The sequence below is a fragment of the Lactobacillus sp. ESL0791 genome (assembly GCF_029433255.1).
Lineage (GTDB): Bacteria > Bacillota > Bacilli > Lactobacillales > Lactobacillaceae > Lactobacillus.
This window is the reverse complement of the sequence record NZ_JAQTHU010000001.1, coordinates 667,335-693,633: the sequence shown is the minus strand read 5'-3', so window position 1 is coordinate 693,633 and position 26,299 is coordinate 667,335. Positions and strand designations below refer to the sequence as shown.

The following is a 26,299-nucleotide window of genomic DNA, read 5'->3' as shown; positions in this document are numbered from 1 at the left end:
ACATTGTTCAGTTTTCAAGGTACTACCTGTTGCTTCCTCTTTCAAAAGCAGCTTATTTATATTAGCAAACTTTTGCTCTCTTTGTCAAGAACTTTTTTCGCTCGCTTGTCGCTTTCTTTTAAGCTCTTTTTGCTTACCTCCCGGCGACAGTTATTTATATTAGCAATTTATCCTCCCCTTGGCAAGTCTTTTTTATTCTTTTTTTCAATGATTATTCCTTCTTTTCATGTTAAAGTTGATCTATCAGCTTTTTTAAGGAGTGGTTATAATAAAAAAATTTGATTTAGCAATCGTTGGTGGTGGACCTGTTGGTCTGTTTGCTGCTAATTTTGCACATTTACATGGATTAAAAACTATTTTGTTTGAAGCTTTACCAGATATTGGCGGGCAACCCAAACAACTTTATTCTTTTAAAAGAATTTATGATATACCAGCTTATCCAGAAATTACTGGTGTAAATTTAATTACCCAGTTGGCACAGCCAAATTTTACGGTTAAAACTAGCCATTGTGTCAAAGACATTGTCAAAAACGGCGAAAGTTTTATCATTGATGAAGATTTTACTGTAAAGTCTGTTATTATAGCAACCGGCATTGGCTCTTTTAAACCACGAAAATTTCCGCTTAGTGGTGATTCCAAAACTAGTCAACACATTCATTATTATGTAAAAAATCCGCAAGATTTTGCAAAACAAGATGTCGGAATCTTGGGTGGTGGTGATTCTGCTCTAGATTGGGCAAATGAATTGGCTAAATATGCCCATGTCAGCTTAATTCACCGCCGCAATCAATTTCGCGGACTTGAGTCCAGTGTAAATAAACTGCAAAGTTTAAAAAACGTTGAAATTTTGACGCCTTTTCTTCCCAAAGAAATTAACCTAGTTGATAATAAATTACAGATCGCACTGAAAAAAGTCGGTAGCGATGAGGTCCTGAACAAAACTTTTTCACAAATTATTGTTGCTTACGGCTTCCAAGCCAATAATCAACTTGCTAAGAATTGGGGAATTGGCCTTACTGGCACACATATTAAAGTCAGCTTTGAAATGAAAACCAACATTGCTGGCATCTATGCTATCGGCGATGCCGTCGATTATCCAGGCCGTGTACCAGTGATTGGCTTGGGCTTTGGCGAAGCCCAAGTCGCCGTGGCAGCAGTTATGCGTGAATTGTTTCCAGAAAAAACATTAACTATTCATTCAACCAGTATTTAGGAGAAATATGGCAATAATCAACTTTATTCTTCACATTGATGAGCACTTAGTCACCATTGTGAATCAATTTGGCAATTGGAGCTATTTAATCCTGTTTGCGATTATTTTTATTGAAACGGGACTCGTTGTTTTCCCATTTTTACCGGGAGATTCATTAATTTTTGCTGCCAGTGCAATGGCAGCAAATCCGCGCTATGCTTTAAATATTTGGCTGGTATACCTTACAGTTCTGCTCGCGTCAATCCTTGGCAATAGTACCAATTATGAAATTGGTGCGTGGTCACGGACGGCAGGCAGTAAATTTTCGTGGTTCAACCGGCTAATCAATCAATCAAAACGAGCGGCAGCCGAGAAATTCTTTTCTCGGCATGGGGCGATTACCATTGTAGTTGGACGCTTTATTCCATTCGTTAGAACCTTTATTCCCTTTATTTCGGGTGGAAGCAAGATGCATTATGGTAAATTTACTGTCTATAATATCATCGGCGGAGTTTTATGGACCGGGTTATTCGCCATTATTGGTTATTTCTTTGGGAATATCAAATTTGTCAAGGAACACTTTAGTATTTTAATTCTTGGTATAATCCTAATCTCGCTTGTGCCGCTATTGTTAATTTCATTAAAAAAATATTTTACAAGAAAAAAGGAGTTCCATTAGGAACTCTTTTTTCAGCGCTGCAGCAGCTTATCCGCAAAGTATAGCTCATAAATTATACCTGCAACTGCAAAGCATGAAGCAAAAAAGCCTTCTGTTAAAACATTGATGATCGGGTCCGTACTTGGATCAAATAACCAATTATTGTTATTAAACAACATGTGGTGAAAAATAACAAAAAAGCTATCGAAATTTGTCATGGCAAACGGAACAACGACAATTGGCAGCAATAAAAAAAGCAATGCCCAGGTTTTATTCAACCGCAGTGACTTTTTCTTTTTTGTCAGAAAATAAATAAGCAGGCAGCAAATAAATGCAAAAATAACTAAGATAAAAAGCTTCTTAACATCGGCAAAATGGGCAGCCGCCATTTTAGAAGTTGGAAAATTCGTCATTTTTAATTGCTGTTGAAATGGCCAAACTAAGTACCATAGCAACTGATTATAGTTATGCATTATTTGCATAAGTGACATTTTGACCGTCTGGTTAGTTTTCTGGATCAGAATAAAAATTACTAATAAAGGCCAACTTGCAATAATTGCCCCTACCACACTGCTGGTAATTGCAAAAATAAAATGATAAAGCGGGGAAATAAGACTATTTTTCTTACTCATAATGGAAACTCATCTAAACTAGCAACCGCAAATGTCGGCTGCCGCTTTTCTTTAATATCTTTCTTACTAGTAATGCCTGTAAACACAAGCAGCTGGTCAACTTGACTATTGAAGCCAGCTTTAATATCGGTATCATAATTATCACCTACTAGCAGGGTTTCATTTTTTTGATAGCCAAATTTAGCCAGGGCCATTTCAACAATAACTGCTTCCGGCTTACCAATATAAAGCGGTGATTGCCCGGTAGAAGCGGCAATCATTGTACACTGCGAGCCGTTGCCTGGCAGCCACTCATCGGCACTAGGGAGATTCATATCAGCATTAGTCCCGATAAAAGTTGCACCATTTCTAATCGCATTACAGGCAATTTTAATTTTATTATAAGTTAAGTCGGTGTCCATCCCAACAATAACATAGTCAGGATTTTTTTCGTTCAGCTCAATTTCAGGATGCTGCAATAATTCAGACCACAAGCCAATTTCACCGATAATATAGACCCCTATTTTTTGGTGCGGATTCTCACCTAAAAGATAACTTGCCGTTGCCATGCTAGGTGTATAAACATGCTGGATATCAGTCTCGATCCCATGCTGTTGCAACTTATCAACCACCATTTGCGGCGTTCTTGTCGTGTTATTCGTTAAAAAAATATAGTCCTTACCTGCAGCATTCAGTCGCCGAACAAACCGCACGCCCGAAGCAATTGTTTCTTTTCCCCGGTAAATAGTTCCGTCCAAGTCCAGCAAGAATAAGCGATAATTTTTCACTGATTACTGCCCCTTCTCTTTCTAATAACAAAAGAATGATGATTTCCGTGTTCTTTTTTGACCGCAACTGTTTCTTTCTTTTTAAATTTTGTTTGGTGAACACGCCGCTTTTTAAAATTATTGCCCGTATTATTTTTCCGGTACCGTGAATGCTGAGACGAAAAACGGCCATGGCGTTTACGTTCATGCGTCTTATATTGGTGCACGGGGGTAACTAACTGCAAGACAAAATATGGACCACCAGGATTGCAGTATTCAAACAAATAATCAGCAATTGTCTGCTCCTTCTTGTCAAGCGCTGCCCTGACATTTTCTTGAAAAAAGCCCTTTAGGCGCAGGTGGTCACTAGAAACATCCCCTACTAGAAAGTCATATTGGTCAAGATACGGATCATACTTTTTGCGCAGCATTTCTGTATCCAACGCATCATTTTTATTAAGCAAAACCTTATAGAGCTGGTTATTTATTTTCAATTCCGTTCCATCTTGCGCAACCTTAGCCAACGAATGACGCACAGGCTGCTCTTTTTGAAATTTATTCTCCCGTTTCGCAGCAGAATCCCGTTCATCGGTTTGTGCTGAATTACTTTTATAGTTTTCGCCTGTCATCTTCTTCACTTCCCGTGTTAATTGGATATTTCTTCGTCAAATAATCACCGATAACTTCACGCAAAAATTTTGGAAAAAGAAATTTATTGCGGCCAACAATTGCCAGCGTCGGGAAAAATGGCACCAAAACATAATGGTCTAAAACCGCAAGGCGATATTCCTGATTAAAATCAATTTCTTTTCCATGAACATAGACCTTTTTAGTATGATGGTCAAAGCGCAGGCCCTTATACTGCATCTGTCCAAAAATCTTGCCTCGAAAACTCATCCCCTGCAAATGAAAATGATCCAGATAATGGCGATTTTTTTCGATTTCCATCACGAGCCGCCAAAGATCGCTGCCCTTTAACGTTGAACGCACAACGTGCATTGAATGCGGCAACGCCTTTTGCAAATCGCATTTGGTTAAGATTCCAGCCTTAAACGGTGTCAAAAATAAACCCGAACTAAGCATGGCAATATCCGTGCCAGCAAAGTCAGCAATTGCATCGAGTGAAATTTTAATGGCTGCCTGCCGATTGTCAGCAAATTTTTCCGGCAGCTCGGCTACCTTTTCCTTAGACAATATTTTTTGGCCCCGATCGCGGTATGCCTGAACTACCGTCTCATCTTCCGGCAAAGCTGGTAAAGTTGCCGTTGCAATTACCTTCGGAACAAGCTTTTTCACCCGGTGCTGTGCATCAAGCTCCAGATGGATATCGCCAACATAATTACCCCACTTACCCGTCTGCGTGATCCAGGTGCCGTTATCAAACTCACCATTTCTGAGCAGATCATGGCTGTGACCGCCAATAATTAAATCAATTGGGTAATTTTTTGCAAGCCAGTGATCAAACCGTAACCCAATATGGGTCAGCAAAATTAAAACATCGTACTGGCCTTCAAGTCGCGGTAATACCTTGTCCATTGCCTTTTTAAGCGACAAAACGTGCCAGTGATTAGGGGCATAGGACAACGGATAGTCAGCAGTCAAACCGATCAGCGCAATTCTTGTCCCCTTCTTGGTCGTAATTATTTTAGCCTGCAGCGCCCATTTGGGCATGTCCCCATTTTCTTCACGTAAATTAGCCAAGACAACAGGAAAAGCCGCATGATCAAATAAATGTTCCAGCGCCCGGTGAGAATTAGAGATACCCTCGTTATTGCCAACTGTCAAGGCATCATAGCCAAAGCTGTTCATCAGCTCTACGTTGGCGTGCCCCTTGGTTGCGTCGGTCAGAGGATGCGAGCGATCCATAAAGTCCCCGGCATCAAAAGTATAAACTTGGTCAACGCTTTGATCGGCCTGCGCCTTTTTCAAGTAGCGGCCAATCTTAGGGAAATGTTCAAAATGTGAATGAAGGTCGTTAGTATGTAAAATACGGATTGTTTCCATTTATTTGTTGCTGCTTTCTAGCCTATTCGATTGGACTTAAGAATCATTTGGTACGCATCAGCTACTTTGCCCTTAGGCTTTTTCCATTCGACCCACTGCGGGTTTTTCCAATCATCTTCGTTCGTCAAAGTTTCAAGCTGGTAAGTTTGGTTGATGTACTCTTCGTAAGTGACTAATGCTTTGGTCCGCGGAATATTCAACTGCAAAATCCGCACGTTTTTGATCATATCATGATCAACAGCCAGTTCGGCAATTCCGTTCTGGTCAATATTTGAAATCTCAAAATATTTGCTGCCGTCATTACGCGTTATCTCTTCAATTAAATCCAATTCTTCATACTGCTCAGCCATTCAACCACACCTAACTTGAAATAAACAGAAAATATAGAAAAAAAAGTGTAACCATGCTATTGTAATATGCGATAGGGGTTGTACACATGAAACGTAAAAGCCAATTATTTCTGGCCCTTTTTTTTAGTTTAATCTTTTTAACAATGAGCGGATTTACCGTTGTCGGCCACCGCGGTGACCCCAGCAAGTATCCTGAAGAAACAATTCAAAGTGACAACGCCGCTTTCAAATCGGGTGCCGACTATGTCGAACTCGATCTGCGCCTATCTGCGGACGGCGTGATAGTTATTTCACATGACGATGACCTCTTCCGCGTCACACACACACATGCAATTGTAACACAAAATAACTGGCGGGCCCTCAGCCAATTAACCTATGATAATGGTGAGCACGTTATGTCGCTTAGTCAGTTATTTTCGTATTATAAAAACAAACCAAATGCAAAATTTGTTTTAGAAACTAAAATTGACCACAGCGTCGACCCCTCATACGAACTAGAAGAAAAAATCGCGGAAACGATTAGCAAATACCATATGCAGAAGCGAGTCATGATCCATTCTTTTTCTGCTGCCAGTCTCTTTAAGCTGCGCGAGCTAATGCCGGATGCCTATCTGATTTTGATTGTCGGCAGCCTCAAACGGATGAATTTCAGCAATTTGCCCCAAATTAATGCGGTAAACGTCTCATCAGATGTTATTCAAAATCATTCTTGGTTGATTCATTGGCTCCACCTGTTAGACAAGCAGGTTTACGTCTGGGCCGAGATGGATGAATCACCGCAACTGTGGCACTGGCTGATCAACAAAAATGTTGACGGAGTTGTCACCAATTTCCCGGCTACCGGTTTTAAATATAAGTTGGCCAAGGAAAACACCAGAAAGTATGATATTCACCGCACCGGAATATATTTTGGCAAGGACAAGACACCAATCATGATGAATCCGTATGTCAGAATCATGCAAAAAAGGTTCGTATATCCCGGACAAAAATTAAACGTCATGTATGGTGTGCGGGTACATGACCACCTCTACTACCAAATTGCCGAAAAAACATTTATTTCTGCAGAATTTGTCAATCTTGATTTAACGGAAAAAGACATCATGCCGTATGAAAATAAGCAGCTCATTGCCAAGCCCGGTAAAATGGTTCGGCTTTACTATTATCCCGATAACCAGTCCCAGGGCACCAAGGTGTTGCCAGCAGACCAAATTTTCAAAATTATTAATTTCAACGGCAGTCCTAAGAGCATGTGGCTGTATACTCAACTTGGCTGGGTCAAGGCTAAAGACGTTCTCTTTTACGGCTTTTTTGACAATCATGATTTCCAAGAATATAACCGACTGCCCCGGATGAGCCGTTACACCAATATTGCCCTGCTTGTCTTCCAGCAGCCGGTTCCGGTCACACCGTCATATACTAAATTAGTCAAGCAAACCGGCAAAATTATTTACCAGTTTTAACGAAAAAAGAACGATTTCAGTTCATCATTCACTTGAAATCGTTCTTTTTATTTTATTGATTTGCAGTACTTTGCTTTTTCAATAATTCGTACGGCAGCAAAATATGGGTATCAGCCACTTCTTCATCGCGCATTAATTTCGTCAGCATCCTCATGGCAACGGCACCGATATCGTATAATGGCTGCTTAATCGCCGTAAGTGACGGCCGGACAACGGAAGCAATTTGGGTTGCATTAGTCACAATCTCCATCTCCTCCGGAATCTTTTTGCCTGCATCCATTGCCGAATTCAAAATACCAACAGCAGCAATGTCATGACTGACAAGAATGGCATCAATTCCATCTTTTACCAATTGTGAATACAGGTTATAGCCATCAGAATAATCCTTGATGTTGTCATAAACGTGGCCTTCACCCAAATCATGATCAGCCATAAATTTTTTATATGCTGGGAGCCGATTTTCCGCATTGACAACTGCGTTAGCGTCAGCAATTACCAAGGCAACATTGCGTTTACCATCGTTATACATCAAATTATATGCTTCAGTATCAGCCTTTTGGTAGTCAATCGTCACGGATGCAAATTCCTGCCGGTTATCTTTGGTTCCTGCCAAAACCACCGGCGTATCGGTCCGCTTAAAAGCATCAGCCGCTTCTTTGGATAAACGGTCAGACATATAAATTGCCCCATCGACTTGCTTATTGAGCAGGCTTTGAATCGCCTGATCCTCTTTCATCAGCCGGTTCTCGATCGTGGTGATGATGATATTGTATTTGTAAATCAGTGCAATATCGTCAATCCCCTTGGATAATTCCGCAAAGTAGAGGTCGGTTAAATCCGGGACGATCAGGCCAACCGTCGTTGTACGCTTGGAGGCCAGTCCTTGTGCAACCGCATTTGGCTGGTAGTGCAGACGGTTAATTACTTCCATTACCCGTTCGCGTGTATCCTTACGCACATTCGTATTGCCATTTACTACCCGCGAAACAGTAGCCATTGAAACCTTAGCTTCACGAGCAACATCATAAATTGTTATTTCTTGCTTACGCATTTTACATTTCCCCAGTTCTAAAAATATTTAGTATTTAATTTACCATTTTTCGCAAAACATTGCGAGCGTTTACACCTGTTCTTTCATTTTTTCATATAAAAAAGCATGATATACTTTTAAATAAGCGTAATACAGAAAGGATCTTTACATGAATTTAGATAAATTACAGGAATGGCTGCAGCAAACTGCTACCGATGTCGCCTACATCTCAAATCCAACAACTATTGCTTATTTTACAGGTTACGAAATGGAACCGCACGAGCGGATTTTTAGTCTGCTGGCCTTTAAAGATGCTGAACCCTTTGTTTTTGTTCCGGCCCTCAATGCCGAAGAAGCCAAAAATTCTGAATGGAAGGGTAACGTTTATGGTTACCTCGACTCAGAAAATCCGTGGCAACTGATTGCCGACAAAGTCAGACAAACAACTAAGGAATACCAATCTTGGGCAATCGAAAAGGACTTCTTGTCCGTTGCCCACTACCAAAATCTACGTGAACAATTTCCAGCCGGAGATTTTACTGCCGACGTGTCACCGTTTATTCAAAAAATCCGGCTCTACAAAACCCCAACAGAAATCAAAAAACTGCAGGCTGCTGGTGCTGAAGCAGACTTTGCCTTTCAAATTGGTTTTGATGCCATCAAGACCGGTGTTACCGAACGTTATATTGCCGGTCAAATCGAATACCAATTAAAATTACAAAAAGGCGTCATGCATGAAAGCTTTGAAACCATCGTGCAGACCGGTGCTAATGCTGCTAACCCGCATTTAGGCCCAACAATGAGTAAGGTTAAGCCGAACGAACTAGTTTTATTTGACCTCGGCACCATGCATGAAGGCTACGCATCGGATTCCAGCAGGACGGTTGCCTACGGCACGCTTAGCGCCAAGGAAAAAGAAATCTATGAAGTTAATCGGGAAGCTCAACAGGCCGCAATTGATGCAGCTAAGCCGGGAATTACTGCCCAAGAACTCGACAGTGTCGCCCGTGATATCATCACTAAGGCCGGCTACGGCCAGTACTTTATCCACCGCCTGGGCCACGGAATTGGTAAGGAAGTTCATGAATATCCGTCAATTGTTCAAGGCAATGACCTGGTGCTGGAAGAAGGGATGTGTTTTTCAATTGAACCCGGAATTTACATCCCAGGACTTGCCGGCGTGCGAATTGAAGACTGCGGCGTCGTAACCAAGAACGGCTACGAGCCATTCACCCACACAGACAAGGAACTAAAAATTTTGCCGCTTAAAGATTAAAACAAAAAGGCAAACTAAAACTGCACTTCAATTTGAGGTGCAGTTTTTATAATATGCAATTAATTAAAGATTTGGATAAGGTGCAGAAGAAGAATTAGTTTCCTTTTCCGCATTGTCGATATCAGAAACAGATTTTTCAGCATTATCATTTGCAGAGAGCTTATCATCCTTAGAATCATCAATGACAATATCATCAAAGTCTTTTAATTCCGAATCGTCCTCAACATTTTTAGAAAATGCAGATAACTGGTTCTTAACTACTTCGGTACCGTTATCATACTTCTTCTTCAGGTCCTGAACCGTATTGTTGTCCTTGACTTTCTTCTTCAAACTATCAATTTTTTCATCGCTTATTAAAAGTGAGCCAGCCACGAAGCCTGCTGCGCAACCGACAACAGTACCAACTAAAAAACTTGTAAATTTACTCATGCTGTTTATCTCCTTTATTAATCTTCGCCCCGGCGGCGTTTACGTCGTGCCAAAAGCGAAGTTAGTACGGAGGAAACAAAGCCGGTACGTCCAATATGTGCATTGCTGACGCGTTTTGCCATCTTCCTCGAAGAAGCATTCACCGCCGAAACACTTTCACCAAGATCAGCAGCCGCTTTAACTACCGGATCCAATGTTTGCATTTTATTATCAACATCGGCCATCAATGAATTGGTTTTATCCAGCAGGCTGCTAGTCTGATCAAGCAGGCCGTCAACATCATCTGTCAACTTCTTAATTGCCTCATCGGTTGACTGAAGCGCCTTATTGGCTTCTTTAACTGCTTTTGTCATCCGCACAAGCAGTGGGATAGTGAAAAGTACTAAAATTAGAAACACGCCAGCAGCAATTAATCCTGCTAATGCACTTAAAGAAACTACCATCTTTTACCTCCAATTTAACATCTAAAAAAAGTCTATCATTAAAACACTTTTATCTCAATCTATAAGTAATCTTCTGCTATAGTAAACATTATAAAGGAAAGGGCTTAAAAATGCAGACACAACTTTTTTCAGGAAAAAATGCTTACGATATCAACTGGGACAAAATTGGTGAAAACCTCTTAACAATCGTTTGGCAGTTGCTGGTAACCACTCTAGTTTTTTATCTGATTTCTCATTTTGGCAAAAAAATCATCAAGTTTTACCTTGATCGCAGAAAAAAGAACTACAGCAAACGGACCAAAACGGTCACAGCGTTAATCAATAGTGTCTTTCAGTACACTGTGATTTTCTTTTATTTATTCGGTGTCCTCTCGATCATTGGTATCCCCGTTGGCACCTTGCTTGCCAGTGCCGGAATTTTCTCCCTTGCCTTAGGTATGGGGGCACAGGGTTTTGTGTCTGACTTAGTCAACGGCTTTTTTATTCTGAGTGAAGATCAGTTCGATGTCGGCGACACCGTGCAAATCAACGGTCAAACAGGCACCGTTATCCAACTAGGACTGCGGACGACTAGATTAAAGGGCGCGGACGGCTCAACTATCTATATTCCTAACCGCAATATCTCCCTTGTACAGAATCTCGCCCACGGCGGCATTGGTCTCGATCTTGATTTGCAGTTGAATGCTGCTGATGATTTTGCAAAGGTTAAAAAATTAATCACGCAAGTAAACAAGACAACCAAGCCTGAAAGGCGATCACTTGTCCAAGAACCCAAAATTGTCGGTATCACCACACAAACGGCACAAACCGTCACCTTTACCATTCATTTTCAGGTTAGTCCTGGAAGAGAGTCTGCAATCCACAGTCTTTACCTAGAAAAATATCTCAAAATTTTACAGGAAAACAATATTAAATTAGCAGGTTAAAAAAGCTGGAGAAATTTTCTCCGGCTTTTTGTATTAGTACGGAATTCTACTTAAACTGGTTAATCCACGCAGGAAATTCTTCCAATAATTTCTTGATTGCCTTGCCGCGATGGGAAATTTCGTTCTTTTCGTCAAGCGTCATTTGCGCAAAAGTTTTGCCTTTTTCCGGAATATAAAACAAGGGATCATAGCCAAAGCCATCTTCACCACGTGGACTGGCTAAAATTCTGCCCGGGCATTGACCACTAACAACTAAGTCGCGATCAAAATTCTCCGGCTTTGAAGCAACAATCGTTGTTGTAAATTTTGCCGTCCGTTTATTTTCCGGCACGCCACCCAATTCTGCTAATAATTTGGCATTATTTTTGGCATCATTATGTTCATCACCGGCATAACGCGCAGAATGAACACCAGGCGCGCCAAAAAGTTGGTCGACCATCAAGCCAGAATCATCGGCAATCGTTAATAAACCGCTGAAGTCAGCCAGTGCGTGCGCCTTTAGCTTGGCATTTTCTTCAAAAGTCGTGCCCGTTTCATCAACCACGGGCGGATTAATCAAATCACTGTTGGTTTTGATATTTACATTAATTCCCGCCTTTTTAAACGCTTCTTTCAGCTCCCTAGCTTTGCCCTGATTGGTTGTCGCAAATAAAATTTCTTTCATCATTGTTTATCCTTCAATATGTTTGGCAGTAAAATTAGGCTCTTGTAAAAAGGATTTTCCTAACTCATTAACCATCCTAACGTCACCCGTCGTGTAATATTCATGCACTCCTGGCTCAGCAGACGCACTAAGTAAATTATCGCGCTGCAAAACATTGTACGTGTACTGTGCCACCTGATCAGCTGGGTCGACAATCTGCACCCCTTGGCCCAGCACCTGTGCAAATTCTTGGCGAATAATCGGGTAATGGGTGCAGCCCAAAACAAGCGTATCAAATTCCTGCCCTTTCAGTGGCTGCAAGGTTTCTTTTACTACCGGCAATATTTCTGCATGCGGCGCATCCCGCTCAATCAGCGGCACTAATTTCGGTGCTGCTAACTCCGTTACTGCAATTGCGGAATCACGAAGGCCGATTTCTTTTTTATAAGCATGTGAATTGGCCGTTACTTGAGTGCCGACAACCACCACTTGCTTATTTTTGCTAGTCTTAATCGCCGCCACGCTACCCGATTGGATCACCCCAATAATCTGCGGCGCGACTTCCTTCTGAATCGCAGCCATCGCCGCTGCCGTTGCCGTGTTACAGGCAAAAATAATCAACTTGACATTTTTCTGCAGTAAAAAATTAACACTTTCTCTGGTTAAAGCGATAATTTCCGCTACCGACTTATCGCCATAAGGAATATTGGCATTATCACCAATAAAAACCGTCGCTTCATGCGGTAATTTTTGCACAACTTTTTTCACAACAGTCAATCCGCCCACGCCAGAATCCAAGAGTCCAATTGGTCGATTATCCATATTACATTACTCCTAACAAAAATTGTTTCCTACTTCTAACAGTTTACGGTACAATTATAAATAATAAAAGGGATGATTTATTGATGGACGAAAATAAGACATACACGAATGAACATGTTTACTTTGTTAACCAGTTGTACCGGGATTTTCTTCTCCCGACAATTTTAGGCGATGACAATGCAGCAATTCTCTATTGGGCCGGCAAGCGGGTTTCCCGCCACTACGACCTTTCCTCATTTGAAGATGTCAACAGTTTTTTTATAACCGCAGAATTTGGCGAATTAACTAAAATTAAAGAACGAAGAGGTTCGATTATACTAGAATTAAGCGGGCAGAATGTTAGTGACCGTTTAAGCAGCGACAGCCAGGAATTTTCTCTGGAGGCCGGCATTATTGCCGAGGCAATTCAAAGGGAAAAGAAGCAAACCACCGAATGTGACGCTAAAATCCTTGCGAAAGAGCAAAAAGTACAATTTACCGCCAGCTTTGATTAGAATATACTTATAACTAAAAAAGATTTTGTGGTAGAAGGAGAAAATCTTATGTTAAAGGAATTCAAACAATTCATTGCCCGCGGCAATGTCATGGACTTGGCAGTTGGCGTTATCATTGGCGGGGCTTTCACGGCCATCGTCAATTCATTTGTCACGGATCTGGTCAACCCGTTTATCGGCTTATTTCTTGGGAAAATTGACCTGTCTAATCTGGTTGTGAAAGTCGGAAGTGCCACTTTTAAGTACGGCAGCTTCATCAATAACGTAATTAATTTCTTAATTATCGCGTTTATTGTCTTTCTGCTGATCAAGGCTGTCAATAAGCTGACCAAGAAGGGCCAGGAAGAAAAACCAGCTCCCTGTCCATCTGCCGAAGATTACCTAAGGGAAATTCGCGATTTGTTAAAAGAAAAGAATTAAAAAAATCAACCTGTCACATCAGGTTGATTTTTTAATTAAGCAGTATATTGATTTAAGATCTGATCAAGCTTAGCCTTGGGTGTATAGCCCGTAATTCGGTCAACAATCTTGCCGTCTTTCTTGATTACCAAGGTTGGAATTGCCATGATGCCTAAGTCCTGCGGCGTCTTTTTATTTTCATCAACATCCATCTTTGTAAACTTAACGTCTTGGCGTTCCTCTGCCAACTGGTCAATTACTGGTGATTGCATCTTGCACGGACCGCACCAAGTTGCCCAAAAATCAGTCAAGACAACGCCTGTATTAGTTTCTTCTTCAAAATTTTGGTCTGTAATTACGTCAACCATCTTTTACCTCCATCGTAAAATAAATATTTCTTATTGATGTTCTTAATTATAATAAATCAACTTACTTTTTACAAGTAATTACTCCAAGTGAACAATTGTTGCTCCTGTTCCACCTTCATTAGCGGGTGCATAATTAAAACTTTTAACATGACTGTTTTTCTTCAAGTACTGCCACACGCCCTTCCTGATGGCACCGGTACCAATACCATGAATAATGGTCACTACATCAAGTCCGGCTAATAAAACCGAATCAATGTAACGGTCAAGGTTAGTCATTGCCTCATCATAGCGCTGACCGCGTAGGTCCAACTCACCATGGGCATTATTGCGCCTCAGTGAGCTGACTGCTCGTACTGGCGTCTTTTTAGCCGCAGAAGAAGCGGCAATCTTTTCAACATCCCGGTCACTAACTTTAACCTTCATAATGCCCAGCTGCACCTCGTACTCATGATCGGCTAATTTTTTGCTGATCGTGCCGGTCTGACCATAAGACAAAACTTTGACCCGGTCACCGACACTGACATGGTGACGACGTTTCTCGCGCTGCAGGACCTTATTATTCGCCAGCTTGGCGTTTTCCTGCTGCAGACTGTTTAATTCACCCTTGGCATCGATTAACTCATTTTCCTTGGTTCCATGATGCTGTTCTAGCCGGGCAATAATTTGATCAGCCTTCTTGCGCTTCTTGGCAACAATTTCGTTTGCCCGCTCCTGAGCGAATTCCAATTGTTTCTGCACCCGCTGATTATACCAATCGAGTGCCTGCTGTAATTTTTGTTCAAGCTTTTGGCTGCGGTCGAGGCTGGTTTCAAGATGATTGCGGGCAGTCGTTGCCGCCTTGGTTTGCTTATTCAAGCGTTCGATCATCTTATTAATATCAGAATTGGTATCGGTCATCAAGCTTTCGGCATTCTTGACCACATCCTCGCGCATCCCCAATTGACGCGCAATTGCAAAGGCATTACTGTGTCCCGGAATCCCTATCTGCAGGCGGTACGTCGGCGACAGTGTCTTTAAGTCAAATTCCATCGAGGCGTTAGTTGTCCGCGGCCGATTATAACCGTACAGCTTTAATTCAGGATAGTGGGTCGTCACCATTATCTTGGCTTTTTTCTTCTGTAAAAAGTCCAAAATGCTGATCGCCAAACTGGCCCCTTCTTCCGGATCGGTACCGGCGCCAATTTCGTCAATTAGTACCAAAGTTTCCGCACTGACATTTTTCATGATCGCAATCACGTCATTGATATGTGAAGAAAAAGTACTGAGTGACTGCTCAATCGACTGTTCATCGCCGATGTCGGCACAAACTTCTTTGAAAACACCCACCTGACTGCCTTCTCCGGCCGGAATAAACAATCCGGCCTGGGCCATTAACTGGATAATGCCCACGGTTTTAAGCGTAATTGTTTTACCGCCGGTATTAGGGCCCGTGATCAGCATCGTATCAAAATCCTGACCCAACTTGATATCGTTAGGTACCACCTTCGACGGATCAATTAAGGGATGCCGTGCCTTCAGCAGATTGGTAATATGCTGATCATTTAAGCGTGGCTCACTCGCATTCATTTCCTGCGCCAGCCGTGCCTTAGCCTGCAAAAAGTCCAGCTTGGTTAGGGCTGCAGCAATTTTAATTAAGTTTTCTGTTTCCGTACGTGCCATTTCCGACAAATTGCGCAAAATGCGGTGAATTTCCCGGCGTTCCTGCGCCAGTAAGTTTTGCTGGCGGTTATTTAAAGGCAAAACTGCACTCGGTTCCACAAACAAGGTTTGGCCACTGGCACTCTGATCGTGAACAACCCCGCCAAACTTTCCCCGGTATTCCTGCCGCACCGGGATGACATACCGTTCGTCACGAATTGTCACAATCTGCTCCGACAAGTATTTACTGCTGTTGCCTTTAAGGTAGCCTTCCATCCGCTGCTTAATCTCTTCTTCATTGCTGTGCATGTCGTGGCGCAGGCTAGCAAGGGCACTTGATGCCGTGTCAAGAACCGTGCCGTCATAATCAACCGCCCGCTTCAATTCATTAAACAGCAATTCGGGAACATCAAGCTGAGAAGTAATTGCAGCAATCGCACTCAGATCTAATTTTTCGGGATCAACATCATCAAGAAAATCATTAAGATCATTAGCAAGGGCCAAAACAAGCAAAAGATTTCCCAATTCCTGGGCGTTCAAATTTGCTTTGACTTTCAGCCGTTTAATACTGGCCCTGACATCAACAAAAGCAGTCAGCGGCAGCTGTCCTTTGACTCGCAGCAAATTCACCATAGCCAGTGTTTGTTTCAGCGAATGGGCAACTGTGTCATAATCACCACTGGGTAACAATTCTTGCGCTTCCTCCTTAGCTGGCACAGTAATTGCCAAATTGCTCAGCTTTTGTGTGATTTTACCAAATTCTAAAGTTTTTAATATCTTACTATTCATTTCTCCAAAATATTTCTATCAACAAAAAGGGCTGGCACTGCCAGCCTTTTTTGTTACTCACCACTTAACCGGTCATCGTCCAAAAAGGTGTTAAGCACTCCCTGAACCATGTTCCATTCGTCATCTGCTTCGATTTCGTGCAAGTCACTGCTTGTCACATCACCGTCCTCATCAGCATCATAACTGAATGCTAGAACTTCAACATCCTCATCATCGCCAACAGCAGCGGGATAAAGGAGAACATAGGACTTATCGTAGTCATCGGAATGAAATGTAAATAAAATTTCGTATAGTTCTTCGTTGCCTTTTTCATCAACTAGGGTAATCTGGCGGTCTTGATCGCCAGCACCATGAATTTGTTCTGTCATCATTAGTCCTTTCGCTTCTGGTCCAGATAATTTTGTAAAATCAGAACCGCAGCCATCTGGTCAATTACTTCTTTTCGCTTATGACGGTCATGAATGCCGGCTTCTTCAACCAAAACCCGCCTTGACTCAATTGTCGTTAAACGTTCATCAGAATAATAAACCGGCAAGCCAAACTTTTTTTCAAGCCGTTTGCCATACGCCTTGCTACGTGTTACTGACGCGCCACTTGTACCATCCATATTTTTGGGTAAGCCTAAAACAAAACCATCTGCATTATATTGATGCACCAATTTTTTTAGCGGTCGCATGCCAAAATTAAAGCGTTCCTCATCAACTGGGATCGTCATCACCTTTTGTGCAGTAATCCCTAATTCATCGCTGACAGCAACCCCCACAGTTTTGGCGCCAACATCTAGGCCAAGCAGACGCATTACTTTTCTTTGCCTAGATAATTCTTAACCAGCTCTTCAATAATTTCGTCGCGTTCATGCTTTAAAATCAAATTACGTGCATCATTATGTCTTGGGATGTAAGCAGGATCGCCAGAAAGTAAGTATCCTACAATCTGATTAATTGGATTATAGCCCTTTTCTTCAAGCGCATTGTAAACATCCTCCAGAGTTTCATGAACATTTTTTCCTTTATTTTGGTTAAAGTCAAAATGCATTGTCTTATCTAGCGAACTCATAACATACCTCCTAGCATAATTTTACTTGAAAACGAGCACAAACTCAATCATTTAATTTTGTGAAATTTCTGCAACTAAAGTGTCAATCGCCTTTTGCAGGCCTTCAGGTTTCTTCCCACCAGCTTGTGCCATGTTTGGACGGCCGCCCCCGCCGCCGCCAAAGATTGGCGCAGCAATCTTGATTAAGTTGCCAGCTTTCAGGCCTTTCTTCAAAGCCTTGTCTCCTAGGCTGACAATCATGTTGGCCTTGCCGTCACTAGCAGCCGCTAAAATCAGAACGTCAGACTTGCCGCTGCTCTTCCAGTTGTCGGCAAGTTCACGCAAATCATTCATGCCCTTAACATCAACTTTAGCAGCAATGACCGATAAATCACCGGCTTGCTTGACGTTATTAAAGATCTCACCGGATTTTGCTTGATTAATCTTCAAGTGCAAGTCCTCAACCTGCTTTTGACTGTTGTGCAAATCCTTTTCCAGGCTATCAATCTTGTCGGTAATGTCCTCCGGCTTGGTTGACTTAACCTGCTCTTGAACTTCTTCAAGCAAATTAGAACGGTTAGCCAAATATTCATAGGCTTTCTTTGAGGTCACAGCTTCAATCCGCCGCATCCCCGCGCCAACGGCAGATTCAGAGATAATCTTAAAAATACCGATTTGGTTAGTGTTAGCACAGTGCGTCCCGCCACAGAATTCACTGGAGAAGTTACCCATCTGCACAATCCGCACTTCATCACCATATTTACTATCGAATAGGGCCAAGGCACCCATCTTTTTCCCAGTTTCAACATCGGTAATCGTGGTTTCAACATCCAAGGCTGCCCAAATCTTCTGGTTGACCAATTCTTCAACCGATTGAATTTCCTTAGCGGTCATCGGTTCCATCGCCGTAAAGTCAAAACGCAGGTAATCCGGCTCAACTAAACTGCCGGCCTGGTGAGTATGCTCGCCTAAAACACTGCGCAGTGCCGAATGAAGCAAGTGCGTAGCTGAGTGCGAGTGGCGTAAACCTTCACGGCGCTCACGGTCAATCTTTAAAACATACTCTTGACCTTTTTCTAAAGGCAAAATCACGTCAACAAAGTGCATGTTCTGGTCATTTGGCGCGTGCTGAACATCCGTCACTTGGGCAACCAGTTCACCGGCCTGATTATAAATATCACCGTGGTCGGCAACCTGTCCCCCGCGCTCACCGTAAAACGGGGTTTTATCAAAAATCAAAACCGCATGATCACCGTCAGCCCGGTCAGCCAATTTGTCGTCAACGATAATATCGATTAATTTGGCATGCTTTTCTTCGTACACGCCGTATTCAAATTTAGACTTGTCCTTGATGTTCATCAAGGTAACGTCCTGGCTGCCCATTGACTGCAAATCACCACGGGCCTTGCGTGCCCGATCTTTTTGCGCCTGCATTTCGGCATCAAAGCCTTCTTTATCGACTTTTAAGCCGGCATCCTGTGCCGATTCAAAAGTCAATTCGTAAGGAAATCCGTAGGTATCAAAGAGCTTAAAGGCATCCTTACCGGAAATCGTCTTATCTTTTGCATCCTTGGCTTTAGCAATCAGATCATCAAGCAAGGTTAAGCCAGAATCCAGCGTTACCTGGAATCTTTCTTCTTCATTCTTGATCACCTTAGCAATAAAATCTTTCTGGTCGCTGACTTCTGGGTAGTGACTCTTCATGATTTCGCCAACAACCGGCACTAACTTGTATAAGAATGCACCTTTGATGCCTAAACGCTGACCATTCAGATCGGCACGACGGATCAACCGGCGTAAAACGTAGCCGCGGCCCGAGTTAGACGGCAAGGCACCGTCGGCAATGGCAAAACTAACGGCCCGCACGTGGTCGGCAATGATCTTGAAGGCCGGCGTATTTTTGTCATCAACCTCATACTTTTTGCCAGCAGTCATCTTTTCTGTTGCGTGGATAATCGGTAAAAAGAGGTCGGTTTCAAAGTTGGTCGGCGCATCCTGCAAAATCGACAGAACACGCTCTAGACCCATGCCCGTATCAATGTTCTTATGAGGCTGATCAACATATTTGCCGTTTGCCAAATGGTTATATTGGGAGAAGACAATGTTCCAAATTTCTAGGTAGCGGGCATTTTCACCGCCAGGGAAGTTTTCCGGATCGTCTTCGGCAACGTCATTATTTTCTTGACCACGGTCGTAAAAAATTTCGGAATCAGGCCCACATGGTCCTTCACCTATATCCCAGAAATTTTCTTCCAGTTTCACAATATGGTCTTCAGGCATCCCCGTTTCAACCCAAATCTTTTGGGCTTCGGTGTCTTTCGGGTAAACCGTGCAGTAAAATTTGTCCTTATCCAGCCCTAACCAGTCGGGACTAGTTAAAAATTCCCAAGCCCACGGAATTGCTTCTTTCTTAAAGTAATCACCAACCGAAAAATTGCCGAGCATTTCAAAGAAAGTTTGGTGACGGGCAGTTTTACCAACATTCTCAATATCGTTGGTTCTGATTGACTTCTGCGAACTCGTGATGCGCGGGTTCTTCGGCACAACCGAACCATCAAAATATTTCTTCATTGTGGCCACGCCAGAATTAACCCAGAGCAATGTCGGGTCGTCCTTAGGAATGAGCGACTGGCTTTGTAAAACCATGTGACCGTGTTCTTTAAAGAAGTCTAAGAACATTTGCCGAAACTCTGAACTAGTTAATTTCTTCATTATTTTCTCCTTTTTTGAATATAAAAAAACACTGTTACAAAATTTAAGGACGCACATCATACGCGGTACCACCTTAATTGCAACAGTGTTTTGTTACCTCTTAATTATTTTAATTTTAAAACTATCAGGAGCATTTTTTAGTAGGAAATGGGCCTTCTCAACAAGCGACCCTCTCTGTGAACTGCCTTACTAAAAAACATGTCTTAAGTCACCAGTTATTGTACTACTTGGAATGGTTTTGTCAATATACACTTGATAACTTAACACTACACATTAATTATAGTTTGTTACTAAAACTTCGACAGTTCTACTTCTACCAGCTGATGTTTGATAATTACTATTATTATAATTATGATCAATAACATTCAAATTATACTTGGCTGACCATTTCTCAAGAATTTTGTTTTCAAGATTCTTATGTAAAATTACGTTAGATAAAGCAAATCTAACTCCAGCTTTATCGGCTCTATCCAAATAATTATATAGATCAACTTCATCTTTTTCAGTCCATCCACTATTTTCATTGTAAGTAGCTTCTGAAATAAGATATGGTGGATCTGCATATATAAAATCATCTTTCTTAAATTTAATTTGTCTAAAATCTTTGGAACTAAAATATAATTTTGGATTTTTTAAAATTCTTGAAAAGTCTACAAGTTTATCCTGCATTTTTTGGTTAAAATCTCTTTTACCTACTGGAAGGTTATATTCTCCTTTTGAATTAAATCGTACCTGATTATTAAATCCAAAAACAATAAGTAAATAGAATTCTAATGAATTAGGATTAGCATTATAGTCCGAACGTAGTTTTAGAAACCCTTTTTTATTAAATTTGCTAAGGCCTTTAGCACTGTCACATCCATAAAATTCATAACCGTTTAATTTTGAATTTGATAATTTATATTCTTTTATTCTGCTCTCCACATTTTTAATAAAATCATTAATATTAGTCTTTGCAAGAAATTTAAAAAAATCCATAATATGTGGTTCTATATCATTCATAATATATAAATCTGCTATATTATCGCTAATAAGATTAGCTGTGACACTACCGCCTCCTACGAACAAATCGATAAACCTTGAGTATTTTTTTGGAAATAAAGGCTTAATTTGAGGTAACACTTTATGCTTGGCCCCAGTATAATTTAAGGGAGATTGAATCACTTGATCGTATTTTGTATCAACAATACATAAATATAACAACTCTTTATGATTAGAAATTTTGGATTTACCTGTAGTAAATGCATTAAAATCTGTTGAAAAAACCTTTACCTCCCCCCTTTTTTTAAGAATATCAATTATTTCTTCATTTGAAATTTTAGCATTTGATCTTGAATTACCTTTCTTTGCCATATTATTATATGAAACCAAAATATATCTTGCATTTATATTTGAAATTAGATCACTAAATGCTTGGGGAGCTTTTGAAGTTGTATAATCTGACGACTTTTCTTTCCTATTTATAGCTTTTTTTGCAACTCCCTCAACAGCAGGCTTTTTCCATTCCATTACATTTTCTAGAACATGATACATACTCTCATATCCCCTTGAATTATATGGTGTATCAATATAAACAAGATCAGCTTTAACTTTTTTAACTAATTTATTTGCGTCTTCATTATAAATTTCATTTTCCCCATTAATATTAAGATCTGGACACCTTAAATAGATAGGCCTATAGCTATCCATGTGCTTTCTGTATGAGTCAAAGTGTCCAACAGTATTTGATACTTTATCCATTGCATATAATAAAGAAGTTAAAAGAAAAGACCTTTCACGCTTATTAACATTCTTTAATACCTCAATTTTTTCACGAATTGCATCAATTTTTTTAGCATTTTCAATAGAAAAATACCTATTACCAAAATTTTTTGTTACATAACCTTCTACACCTTTTAAAGAATTTAATTTAGATAAAATTCTTTTTATTTTCGAAATATCAACCTCTTCATTTCCAAACCAAGTTTCATACGTAATATAATTTGAAGTCAAAATATCATTGACTATAACTTTTTTCCCCTGTGCTCTAAACAAATTAGCTACAACACCTGTACCAGCAAATATATCAGCAACAGTTTTTACATTAGTCGTATTTTCACTTACAGTGCGATTGATAAAATTTAGCATTCTTTGCTTACAACCTAAATAACGTCTATTATTTATATGCAAAGGCTTTAAATCAACATCAAAAAGATTGAGCTGTCTTATATTCTTATGAGCCACCCTCTTGTCAATTAGTTTTAATTGACTCGATGTCCACACGTTTTGATGTCCTCTTTTCATTTTAGGTGAAGGGATATATTTTTTTTGTACCCAATTATTTAGGGTTTGCCTTGTAATACCATACTTAGCAGTTATTTGATTAGTAGTCATCATTTTAGGCATCACTTTCTTTTTACAATAAAACATATAATACATCGACACCTATAATTACGCAAATATTTTTAAATTATTTTTAAAATATGTTAATCAATATAATTGTTTTATATATTACAAACACAAAACTAGCCAATTTCATTTAGTATTTCTTGTTTCCATTTATTATCAAATTTTGTATTAACTAATGGCGCATATGATTTATCAATCTTTTCCCATATTTTTACTTCATCAATCCCTTTAGTTTCAATCCAGTGCTTAAATGTAACGATATCAACCGGATAAATGATAACTCTACTTTCTCTATGCTTATTACCAGTTTCTTCAATATCGGTAGCTGCTACTGAGCGCCATATATTTTCTGTATTTTTATCTGTTTTTGATGTGACAAAATAAGTTTGTACTGGAACAGAACTAGCTGCTGAAAGATTCGCTGAATGACGCAATACTGGCTCCCATTCTCCTCGCTTAATTGCATTTTTATCCATTAATGTTGCTTCTAACTGCACAGTTCTATCTTTGTACTTAGCAATAATATCACCTGCTCCTACTTCATCTTTGTTCTTTTGACCAGGTGCTTGAGTAATAGGATAACCATCAGTATCTAAAGAAAGTTGCATTGATTTTTTTAAATTATATTTATTTTTAGATAGATAATACCACCCTATGGCCACAATCCATTCAAAAATTGTTGGAACAGTTGCATCTTTTGTCGTATAACGCAGAATTTTATTATCATCACGTTCAATAAACAATGGAAGTAATTTTAATAATCTTTTTTGCGGCATGATTACCTTTAATTTTTCTAGCAGGACTTTATTTTGTTCTTTAAGCTGCTCCTCTTTAATTTCTTTTTCAGTTTTATGCCCATAACTTTTTAGATATACTTCAAGGACTTCTTGTACAGCCTTTTCAGATAAACTAAATATTTTTTCTAATGTAATATCAGTTTGAAAATCAGAGAAAATCGTATTTTCTTGTAGATTACTAGATAATTCCTTTGTTTCAAAGATATGTTTATTAAAAGGATATTTTTTATCAATTGCCTTCCAAAATTTAGGAAAAGTTAATGATACAATTCCTTCGTTACTTGTTATAACAGAGCCAATTTTTGTTAATTTCTCGAATGATTTATGATATTCATCTATATTAACTTCTCTAGTATTAATAATTGCAGCATCAACATAAAAATTATTGCTATTACCTTTACTAATAAATTCATTTTCGGCATTATTTTTCAAAAAAACATTTAATTCTCGTGAATTTTTTCCTTTAAGCATAAAAATATTTTTGTTGCCATTAAATCTTTTCTTTATTTCATTTTTTCCTTTACCATTTACAATTATTAACAGTTTGTCCAAATTATCTTGCGTATGACATTTTGCAAAAGCCCTATTAGACTTATAAAAATTATAATATAGCTCTTCCATTTTACCTGATTTACGATTTTTAAAAGCAATATTTTCCAAAAAATTTTTCTTGTCTAAAAGACTATTATCATCTCCAAAATGTTTTATTTGTTCTTTATACAATGCAACATTATAATCATGTATATTCTTAATTCCAAATTTAGATGTGATTTTTTTAATATAATCTGTTATGTTTACTTGATTGTATGGCGTTAAAGCACTTAAGCTTTTAAAAAGTAATCCTTCTTCAATACTTGATTTCTTTAATAAAGCAGCTATCAAGAAATTAAATGGAGAATACATACAAACCTTAGTTTTATCAGTTTCTTTATTATAATTAATTTTATTGACTTTAAACTTTGCAAGCTGTCGTAATATTATTAATGAATTATCAGCAATAGAAATATTGTTTTCTAATTTGGAACGAGAAATTTCTTTAGTTCCATTAGCACTTAATAAGGATTTACCCACAGGTGTAACTATACGTTGCCCATCAACTAATCCCAACTTTACGAGATTACTTGTATAATGTCTTGAGCGTTGCTCTATATTTTTATCAAGAAATTTAAGTAACTCAGAGTCTTTTTTTAATTTTCCTGTCAAAAATTTATTTTGTAGATTTTTTACAGCTACTCCTTTTTTAAAATTTTTAATTTTATTTGTATCTCTATTTTTAAATTCATTTGAAGAAGCAACTCTCTTATAAAAATTATATTGTGTTAAATTTGGATATGCCCCCCATGTCCAACTTTTAGAAGTTTCATTCTGCATATTATTTAATATAGATAAATAAACTATTAAGCTTGTATAATATGCTCCACTCCTGCCATTAGTATCTTCTAAATTAAAAACACTAAACCGATTTTTATTTATAATTCTCATTTTAAATCCTCTAAAAATTTTAGATAAAAACACTGTTACAAAATTTAAGGACGCACATCATACGCGGTACCACCTTAATTGCAACAGTTTTTTGTTACCTCTTAATTATTTTAATTTTAAAACTATCAGGAGCATTTTTTAGTAGGAAATGGGCCTTCTCAACAAACGACCCTTTCTGTGAACTGCCTTACTAAAAAAACATATCTTAAGTCACCAGTTATTGTACTACTTGATGCATCTTTGTCAATAATCACTTCATTGCTTATGACCATTTAATTAACGATTATTTGTTAATTGCACGACTAATTTTCCTTAGTCACATAGTCATTAATATCCAACTTATACTTCTTCACAGTTGCAGGCTTACTGCTTGAATCCGTGATAAATAATTCTAATTCAATTCTATCATCATTAAACTTCACTTCGTAATTTTGGAAATTATTAGTTTTCTGATATTTCAAATAGCTTGCATGGTCTACTAAAGCAACAATCTTCTTAGCCTCATCATCAGTTATATGCTTCAAGTCCTTAACTGGAACCCTTTTTCCATCATTTAACTCTTGATCAGCTCCTTGTAAGGCGGTTATCGCAGCCTTAATCTCTGCATTTGAACTAATCGTTGCATCATAAACTCTTTGAGCTTGCGCCACTCACTATCATAATAAGTTTTAGATGAAAAATAACTATAGCGCTCACTTGCTCGTACTTTTAGTGCTTTATCCAATAATACTTTTAACTCAGCTCAATCAGAGTTTGTTGCAAGCACCTTGTCACTCATCACATCAGCTTCTGTATTAGCAACTTGCAACTTCGGGCCGTATGCATATTTAACATTATCAGCTTTGACTAAATTATAAGCATCCTCCGTGGCCCATTTATCATGAAATTGATAAAAACAATTCTGCTTTATTTTGTCCTGGTAACCGCAGATACAATTCCTTAGTAACACTATAAGTGATACTACTCTTCTTAAGCGTCACTTTACGCTGGTCTTGAGTAGTATTTTCATTCGCTAGTTCACCTTTTTCGTTATATACAATCAGCCTCAGCGGTAATTGCAACCTTTTCATACTTAGCAATTGGCAGTAAAGTTTTAGTAGTATAAGTTGGAGTTAAGCTTTTGCCATCTTAATCATATTTTTCGTCAAAATACTTATTAGTTCCCTTAATCCGCAACAGACAGTAATCTCCTTCTCCCGTATCCCAATCATCATTACCATCTATTTAGGCATCAAAATAACCTTTTGACCTAATTTAAAATGCTTAGGCTTAGTCTGATCGCTCGTAGCATCATAAATATTGATCATATTTTTCTTATCAAACATCTTCTTAGTCAACTTGATCGTTACCTGATTGGTCAACAATTCCTGCTTGTTGACCGTGTTAACATTAACAGCTTTGATATATCCACCATGGCCGATACTATAATATTCTTGACCATTAATGGTTTTATATGGCAAATAAAACCAATTCCACACATCATCATGGAAAGAATAGTGTTTAGTTTTGGGATCAGTAATTGGGCTAATTTTACGGGTAACCTTAATGGTTTTCTTTTGCTTGAGCAGCAAACTATGACCGTGGTA

Annotated in this window: 28 protein-coding genes; 7 read left to right on the top strand and 21 right to left on the bottom strand. The window is 39.3% G+C overall.

Annotated elements, in window-relative coordinates; translation table 11 throughout:
• The first annotated feature begins 259 nt into the window (after positions 1 to 259).
• A complete protein-coding gene (locus PT285_RS03415) occupies positions 260 to 1,213 on the top strand; it encodes an NAD(P)/FAD-dependent oxidoreductase (RefSeq protein WP_277147846.1) in 954 nt (317 codons plus the stop codon).
• Between the two features lie 7 nt (positions 1,214 to 1,220).
• On the top strand, positions 1,221 to 1,871 hold the full coding sequence (locus PT285_RS03410; protein WP_277147844.1) for a VTT domain-containing protein: 651 nt from the start codon (positions 1,221 to 1,223) through the stop codon (positions 1,869 to 1,871).
• Between the two features lie 11 nt (positions 1,872 to 1,882).
• Here the strand turns inward: PT285_RS03410 and PT285_RS03405 are convergent, their stop codons facing one another.
• Genes PT285_RS03405 through PT285_RS03385 form a run of 5 tightly spaced genes read right to left on the bottom strand, consistent with a single transcriptional unit; the run spans position 1,883 to position 5,582 of the window.
• Positions 1,883 to 2,482, bottom strand: coding sequence for a TIGR01906 family membrane protein (locus PT285_RS03405; protein WP_277147842.1), 600 nt, complete (start codon positions 2,480 to 2,482; stop codon positions 1,883 to 1,885).
• On the bottom strand, positions 2,479 to 3,249 hold the full coding sequence (locus PT285_RS03400; RefSeq protein ID WP_277147840.1) for a TIGR01457 family HAD-type hydrolase: 771 nt from the start codon (positions 3,247 to 3,249) through the stop codon (positions 2,479 to 2,481). Before PT285_RS03400 ends, PT285_RS03405 begins: the two co-directional genes overlap by 4 nt.
• On the bottom strand, positions 3,246 to 3,857 hold the full coding sequence (locus tag PT285_RS03395; RefSeq protein WP_277147838.1) for a YutD family protein: 612 nt from the start codon (positions 3,855 to 3,857) through the stop codon (positions 3,246 to 3,248). Before PT285_RS03395 ends, PT285_RS03400 begins: the two co-directional genes overlap by 4 nt.
• Entirely contained in the window at positions 3,838 to 5,232 is a 1,395-nt protein-coding gene (locus PT285_RS03390; RefSeq protein ID WP_277147836.1) for a bifunctional UDP-sugar hydrolase/5'-nucleotidase, read from the bottom strand. Before PT285_RS03390 ends, PT285_RS03395 begins: the two co-directional genes overlap by 20 nt.
• 17 nt (positions 5,233 to 5,249) lie before the next feature.
• Positions 5,250 to 5,582 (bottom strand): hypothetical protein, encoded by a 333-nt coding sequence (locus tag PT285_RS03385; RefSeq protein ID WP_277147834.1) that lies wholly within the window; start codon positions 5,580 to 5,582, stop codon positions 5,250 to 5,252.
• An 86-nt stretch (positions 5,583 to 5,668) separates the two neighbouring features.
• Between PT285_RS03385 and PT285_RS03380 the strand changes: the two genes are divergently transcribed.
• Positions 5,669 to 7,042, top strand: a complete 1,374-nt coding sequence (locus tag PT285_RS03380) for a glycerophosphodiester phosphodiesterase (protein WP_277147832.1) — start codon at positions 5,669 to 5,671, stop codon at positions 7,040 to 7,042.
• Between the two features lie 52 nt (positions 7,043 to 7,094).
• Here the strand turns inward: PT285_RS03380 and PT285_RS03375 are convergent, their stop codons facing one another.
• Positions 7,095 to 8,093: a substrate-binding domain-containing protein gene (locus PT285_RS03375; protein WP_277147830.1), complete on the bottom strand. Its 999-nt coding sequence runs from the start codon at positions 8,091 to 8,093 to the stop codon at positions 7,095 to 7,097.
• Between the two features lie 148 nt (positions 8,094 to 8,241).
• On the opposite strand from PT285_RS03375, the gene PT285_RS03370 reads away from it, so the two are divergent.
• On the top strand, positions 8,242 to 9,348 hold the full coding sequence (locus tag PT285_RS03370) for an aminopeptidase P family protein (RefSeq protein ID WP_277147828.1): 1,107 nt from the start codon (positions 8,242 to 8,244) through the stop codon (positions 9,346 to 9,348).
• A 63-nt stretch (positions 9,349 to 9,411) separates the two neighbouring features.
• On the opposite strand, the gene PT285_RS03365 is transcribed toward PT285_RS03370, so the two are convergent.
• Together PT285_RS03365 and PT285_RS03360 are read right to left on the bottom strand one after the other, a co-directional pair.
• Positions 9,412 to 9,777 carry a DUF1269 domain-containing family protein gene (locus PT285_RS03365; protein ID WP_277147826.1) on the bottom strand — a complete coding sequence of 122 codons (366 nt, stop codon included), beginning with the start codon at positions 9,775 to 9,777 and terminating at the stop codon, positions 9,412 to 9,414.
• A 17-nt stretch (positions 9,778 to 9,794) separates the two neighbouring features.
• Positions 9,795 to 10,220, bottom strand: a complete 426-nt coding sequence (locus PT285_RS03360; RefSeq protein WP_277147825.1) for a DUF948 domain-containing protein — start codon at positions 10,218 to 10,220, stop codon at positions 9,795 to 9,797.
• A 110-nt stretch (positions 10,221 to 10,330) separates the two neighbouring features.
• Between PT285_RS03360 and PT285_RS03355 the strand changes: the two genes are divergently transcribed.
• On the top strand, positions 10,331 to 11,146 hold the full coding sequence (locus PT285_RS03355) for a mechanosensitive ion channel family protein (protein ID WP_277147823.1): 816 nt from the start codon (positions 10,331 to 10,333) through the stop codon (positions 11,144 to 11,146).
• 46 nt (positions 11,147 to 11,192) lie between these two features.
• Here PT285_RS03355 and PT285_RS03350 read toward each other — a convergent pair whose 3' ends face one another.
• Positions 11,193 to 11,813 (bottom strand): XTP/dITP diphosphatase, encoded by a 621-nt coding sequence (locus tag PT285_RS03350; RefSeq protein WP_277147821.1) that lies wholly within the window; start codon positions 11,811 to 11,813, stop codon positions 11,193 to 11,195.
• 3 nt (positions 11,814 to 11,816) lie between these two features.
• Positions 11,817 to 12,611: a glutamate racemase gene (murI, locus tag PT285_RS03345; protein ID WP_277147819.1), complete on the bottom strand. Its 795-nt coding sequence runs from the start codon at positions 12,609 to 12,611 to the stop codon at positions 11,817 to 11,819.
• Positions 12,612 to 12,694: 83 nt separating this feature from the next.
• Here murI and PT285_RS03340 point away from each other — a divergent pair, with 83 nt between their 5' ends.
• Together PT285_RS03340 and mscL are read left to right on the top strand one after the other, a co-directional pair.
• Positions 12,695 to 13,105: a YslB family protein gene (locus tag PT285_RS03340; protein WP_277147817.1), complete on the top strand. Its 411-nt coding sequence runs from the start codon at positions 12,695 to 12,697 to the stop codon at positions 13,103 to 13,105.
• A gap of 48 nt (positions 13,106 to 13,153) precedes the next feature.
• Positions 13,154 to 13,525: a large-conductance mechanosensitive channel protein MscL gene (mscL, locus tag PT285_RS03335; RefSeq protein WP_277147815.1), complete on the top strand. Its 372-nt coding sequence runs from the start codon at positions 13,154 to 13,156 to the stop codon at positions 13,523 to 13,525.
• A gap of 35 nt (positions 13,526 to 13,560) precedes the next feature.
• Here mscL and trxA read toward each other — a convergent pair whose 3' ends face one another.
• The 11 genes from trxA to PT285_RS03280 all read right to left on the bottom strand — a co-directional run bounded on the left by trxA (position 13,561) and on the right by PT285_RS03280 (position 26,284).
• Positions 13,561 to 13,872: a thioredoxin gene (gene trxA / locus PT285_RS03330; RefSeq protein WP_277147813.1), complete on the bottom strand. Its 312-nt coding sequence runs from the start codon at positions 13,870 to 13,872 to the stop codon at positions 13,561 to 13,563.
• Positions 13,873 to 13,950: 78 nt separating this feature from the next.
• Entirely contained in the window at positions 13,951 to 16,299 is a 2,349-nt protein-coding gene (locus PT285_RS03325; RefSeq protein WP_277147811.1) for an endonuclease MutS2, read from the bottom strand.
• Positions 16,300 to 16,352: 53 nt separating this feature from the next.
• Positions 16,353 to 16,667 carry a DUF1292 domain-containing protein gene (locus tag PT285_RS03320; RefSeq protein ID WP_277150594.1) on the bottom strand — a complete coding sequence of 105 codons (315 nt, stop codon included), beginning with the start codon at positions 16,665 to 16,667 and terminating at the stop codon, positions 16,353 to 16,355.
• Positions 16,668 to 16,669: 2 nt separating this feature from the next.
• Positions 16,670 to 17,098 (bottom strand): Holliday junction resolvase RuvX, encoded by a 429-nt coding sequence (gene ruvX / locus PT285_RS03315; RefSeq protein ID WP_277147809.1) that lies wholly within the window; start codon positions 17,096 to 17,098, stop codon positions 16,670 to 16,672.
• Positions 17,098 to 17,355, bottom strand: coding sequence for an IreB family regulatory phosphoprotein (locus tag PT285_RS03310; RefSeq protein WP_277147807.1), 258 nt, complete (start codon positions 17,353 to 17,355; stop codon positions 17,098 to 17,100). The genes ruvX and PT285_RS03310 overlap by 1 nt, the downstream gene beginning before the upstream one ends.
• A 51-nt stretch (positions 17,356 to 17,406) precedes the next feature.
• Entirely contained in the window at positions 17,407 to 20,046 is a 2,640-nt protein-coding gene (gene alaS, locus PT285_RS03305) for an alanine--tRNA ligase (RefSeq protein WP_277147805.1), read from the bottom strand.
• Between the two features lie 273 nt (positions 20,047 to 20,319).
• Entirely contained in the window at positions 20,320 to 22,422 is a 2,103-nt protein-coding gene (locus tag PT285_RS03300; protein ID WP_277147804.1) for a Dam family site-specific DNA-(adenine-N6)-methyltransferase, read from the bottom strand.
• Positions 22,423 to 22,550: 128 nt separating this feature from the next.
• Positions 22,551 to 24,713, bottom strand: a complete 2,163-nt coding sequence (locus PT285_RS03295; protein ID WP_277147802.1) for an AlwI family type II restriction endonuclease — start codon at positions 24,711 to 24,713, stop codon at positions 22,551 to 22,553.
• Between the two features lie 302 nt (positions 24,714 to 25,015).
• On the bottom strand, positions 25,016 to 25,363 hold the full coding sequence (locus PT285_RS03290) for a hypothetical protein (RefSeq protein ID WP_277147800.1): 348 nt from the start codon (positions 25,361 to 25,363) through the stop codon (positions 25,016 to 25,018).
• A 92-nt stretch (positions 25,364 to 25,455) separates the two neighbouring features.
• Positions 25,456 to 25,662, bottom strand: a complete 207-nt coding sequence (locus tag PT285_RS03285) for a hypothetical protein (RefSeq protein WP_277147799.1) — start codon at positions 25,660 to 25,662, stop codon at positions 25,456 to 25,458.
• A 271-nt stretch (positions 25,663 to 25,933) separates the two neighbouring features.
• A complete protein-coding gene (locus tag PT285_RS03280) occupies positions 25,934 to 26,284 on the bottom strand; it encodes an SLAP domain-containing protein (RefSeq protein ID WP_277147797.1) in 351 nt (116 codons plus the stop codon).
• Positions 26,285 to 26,299: the final 15 nt, after the last annotated feature.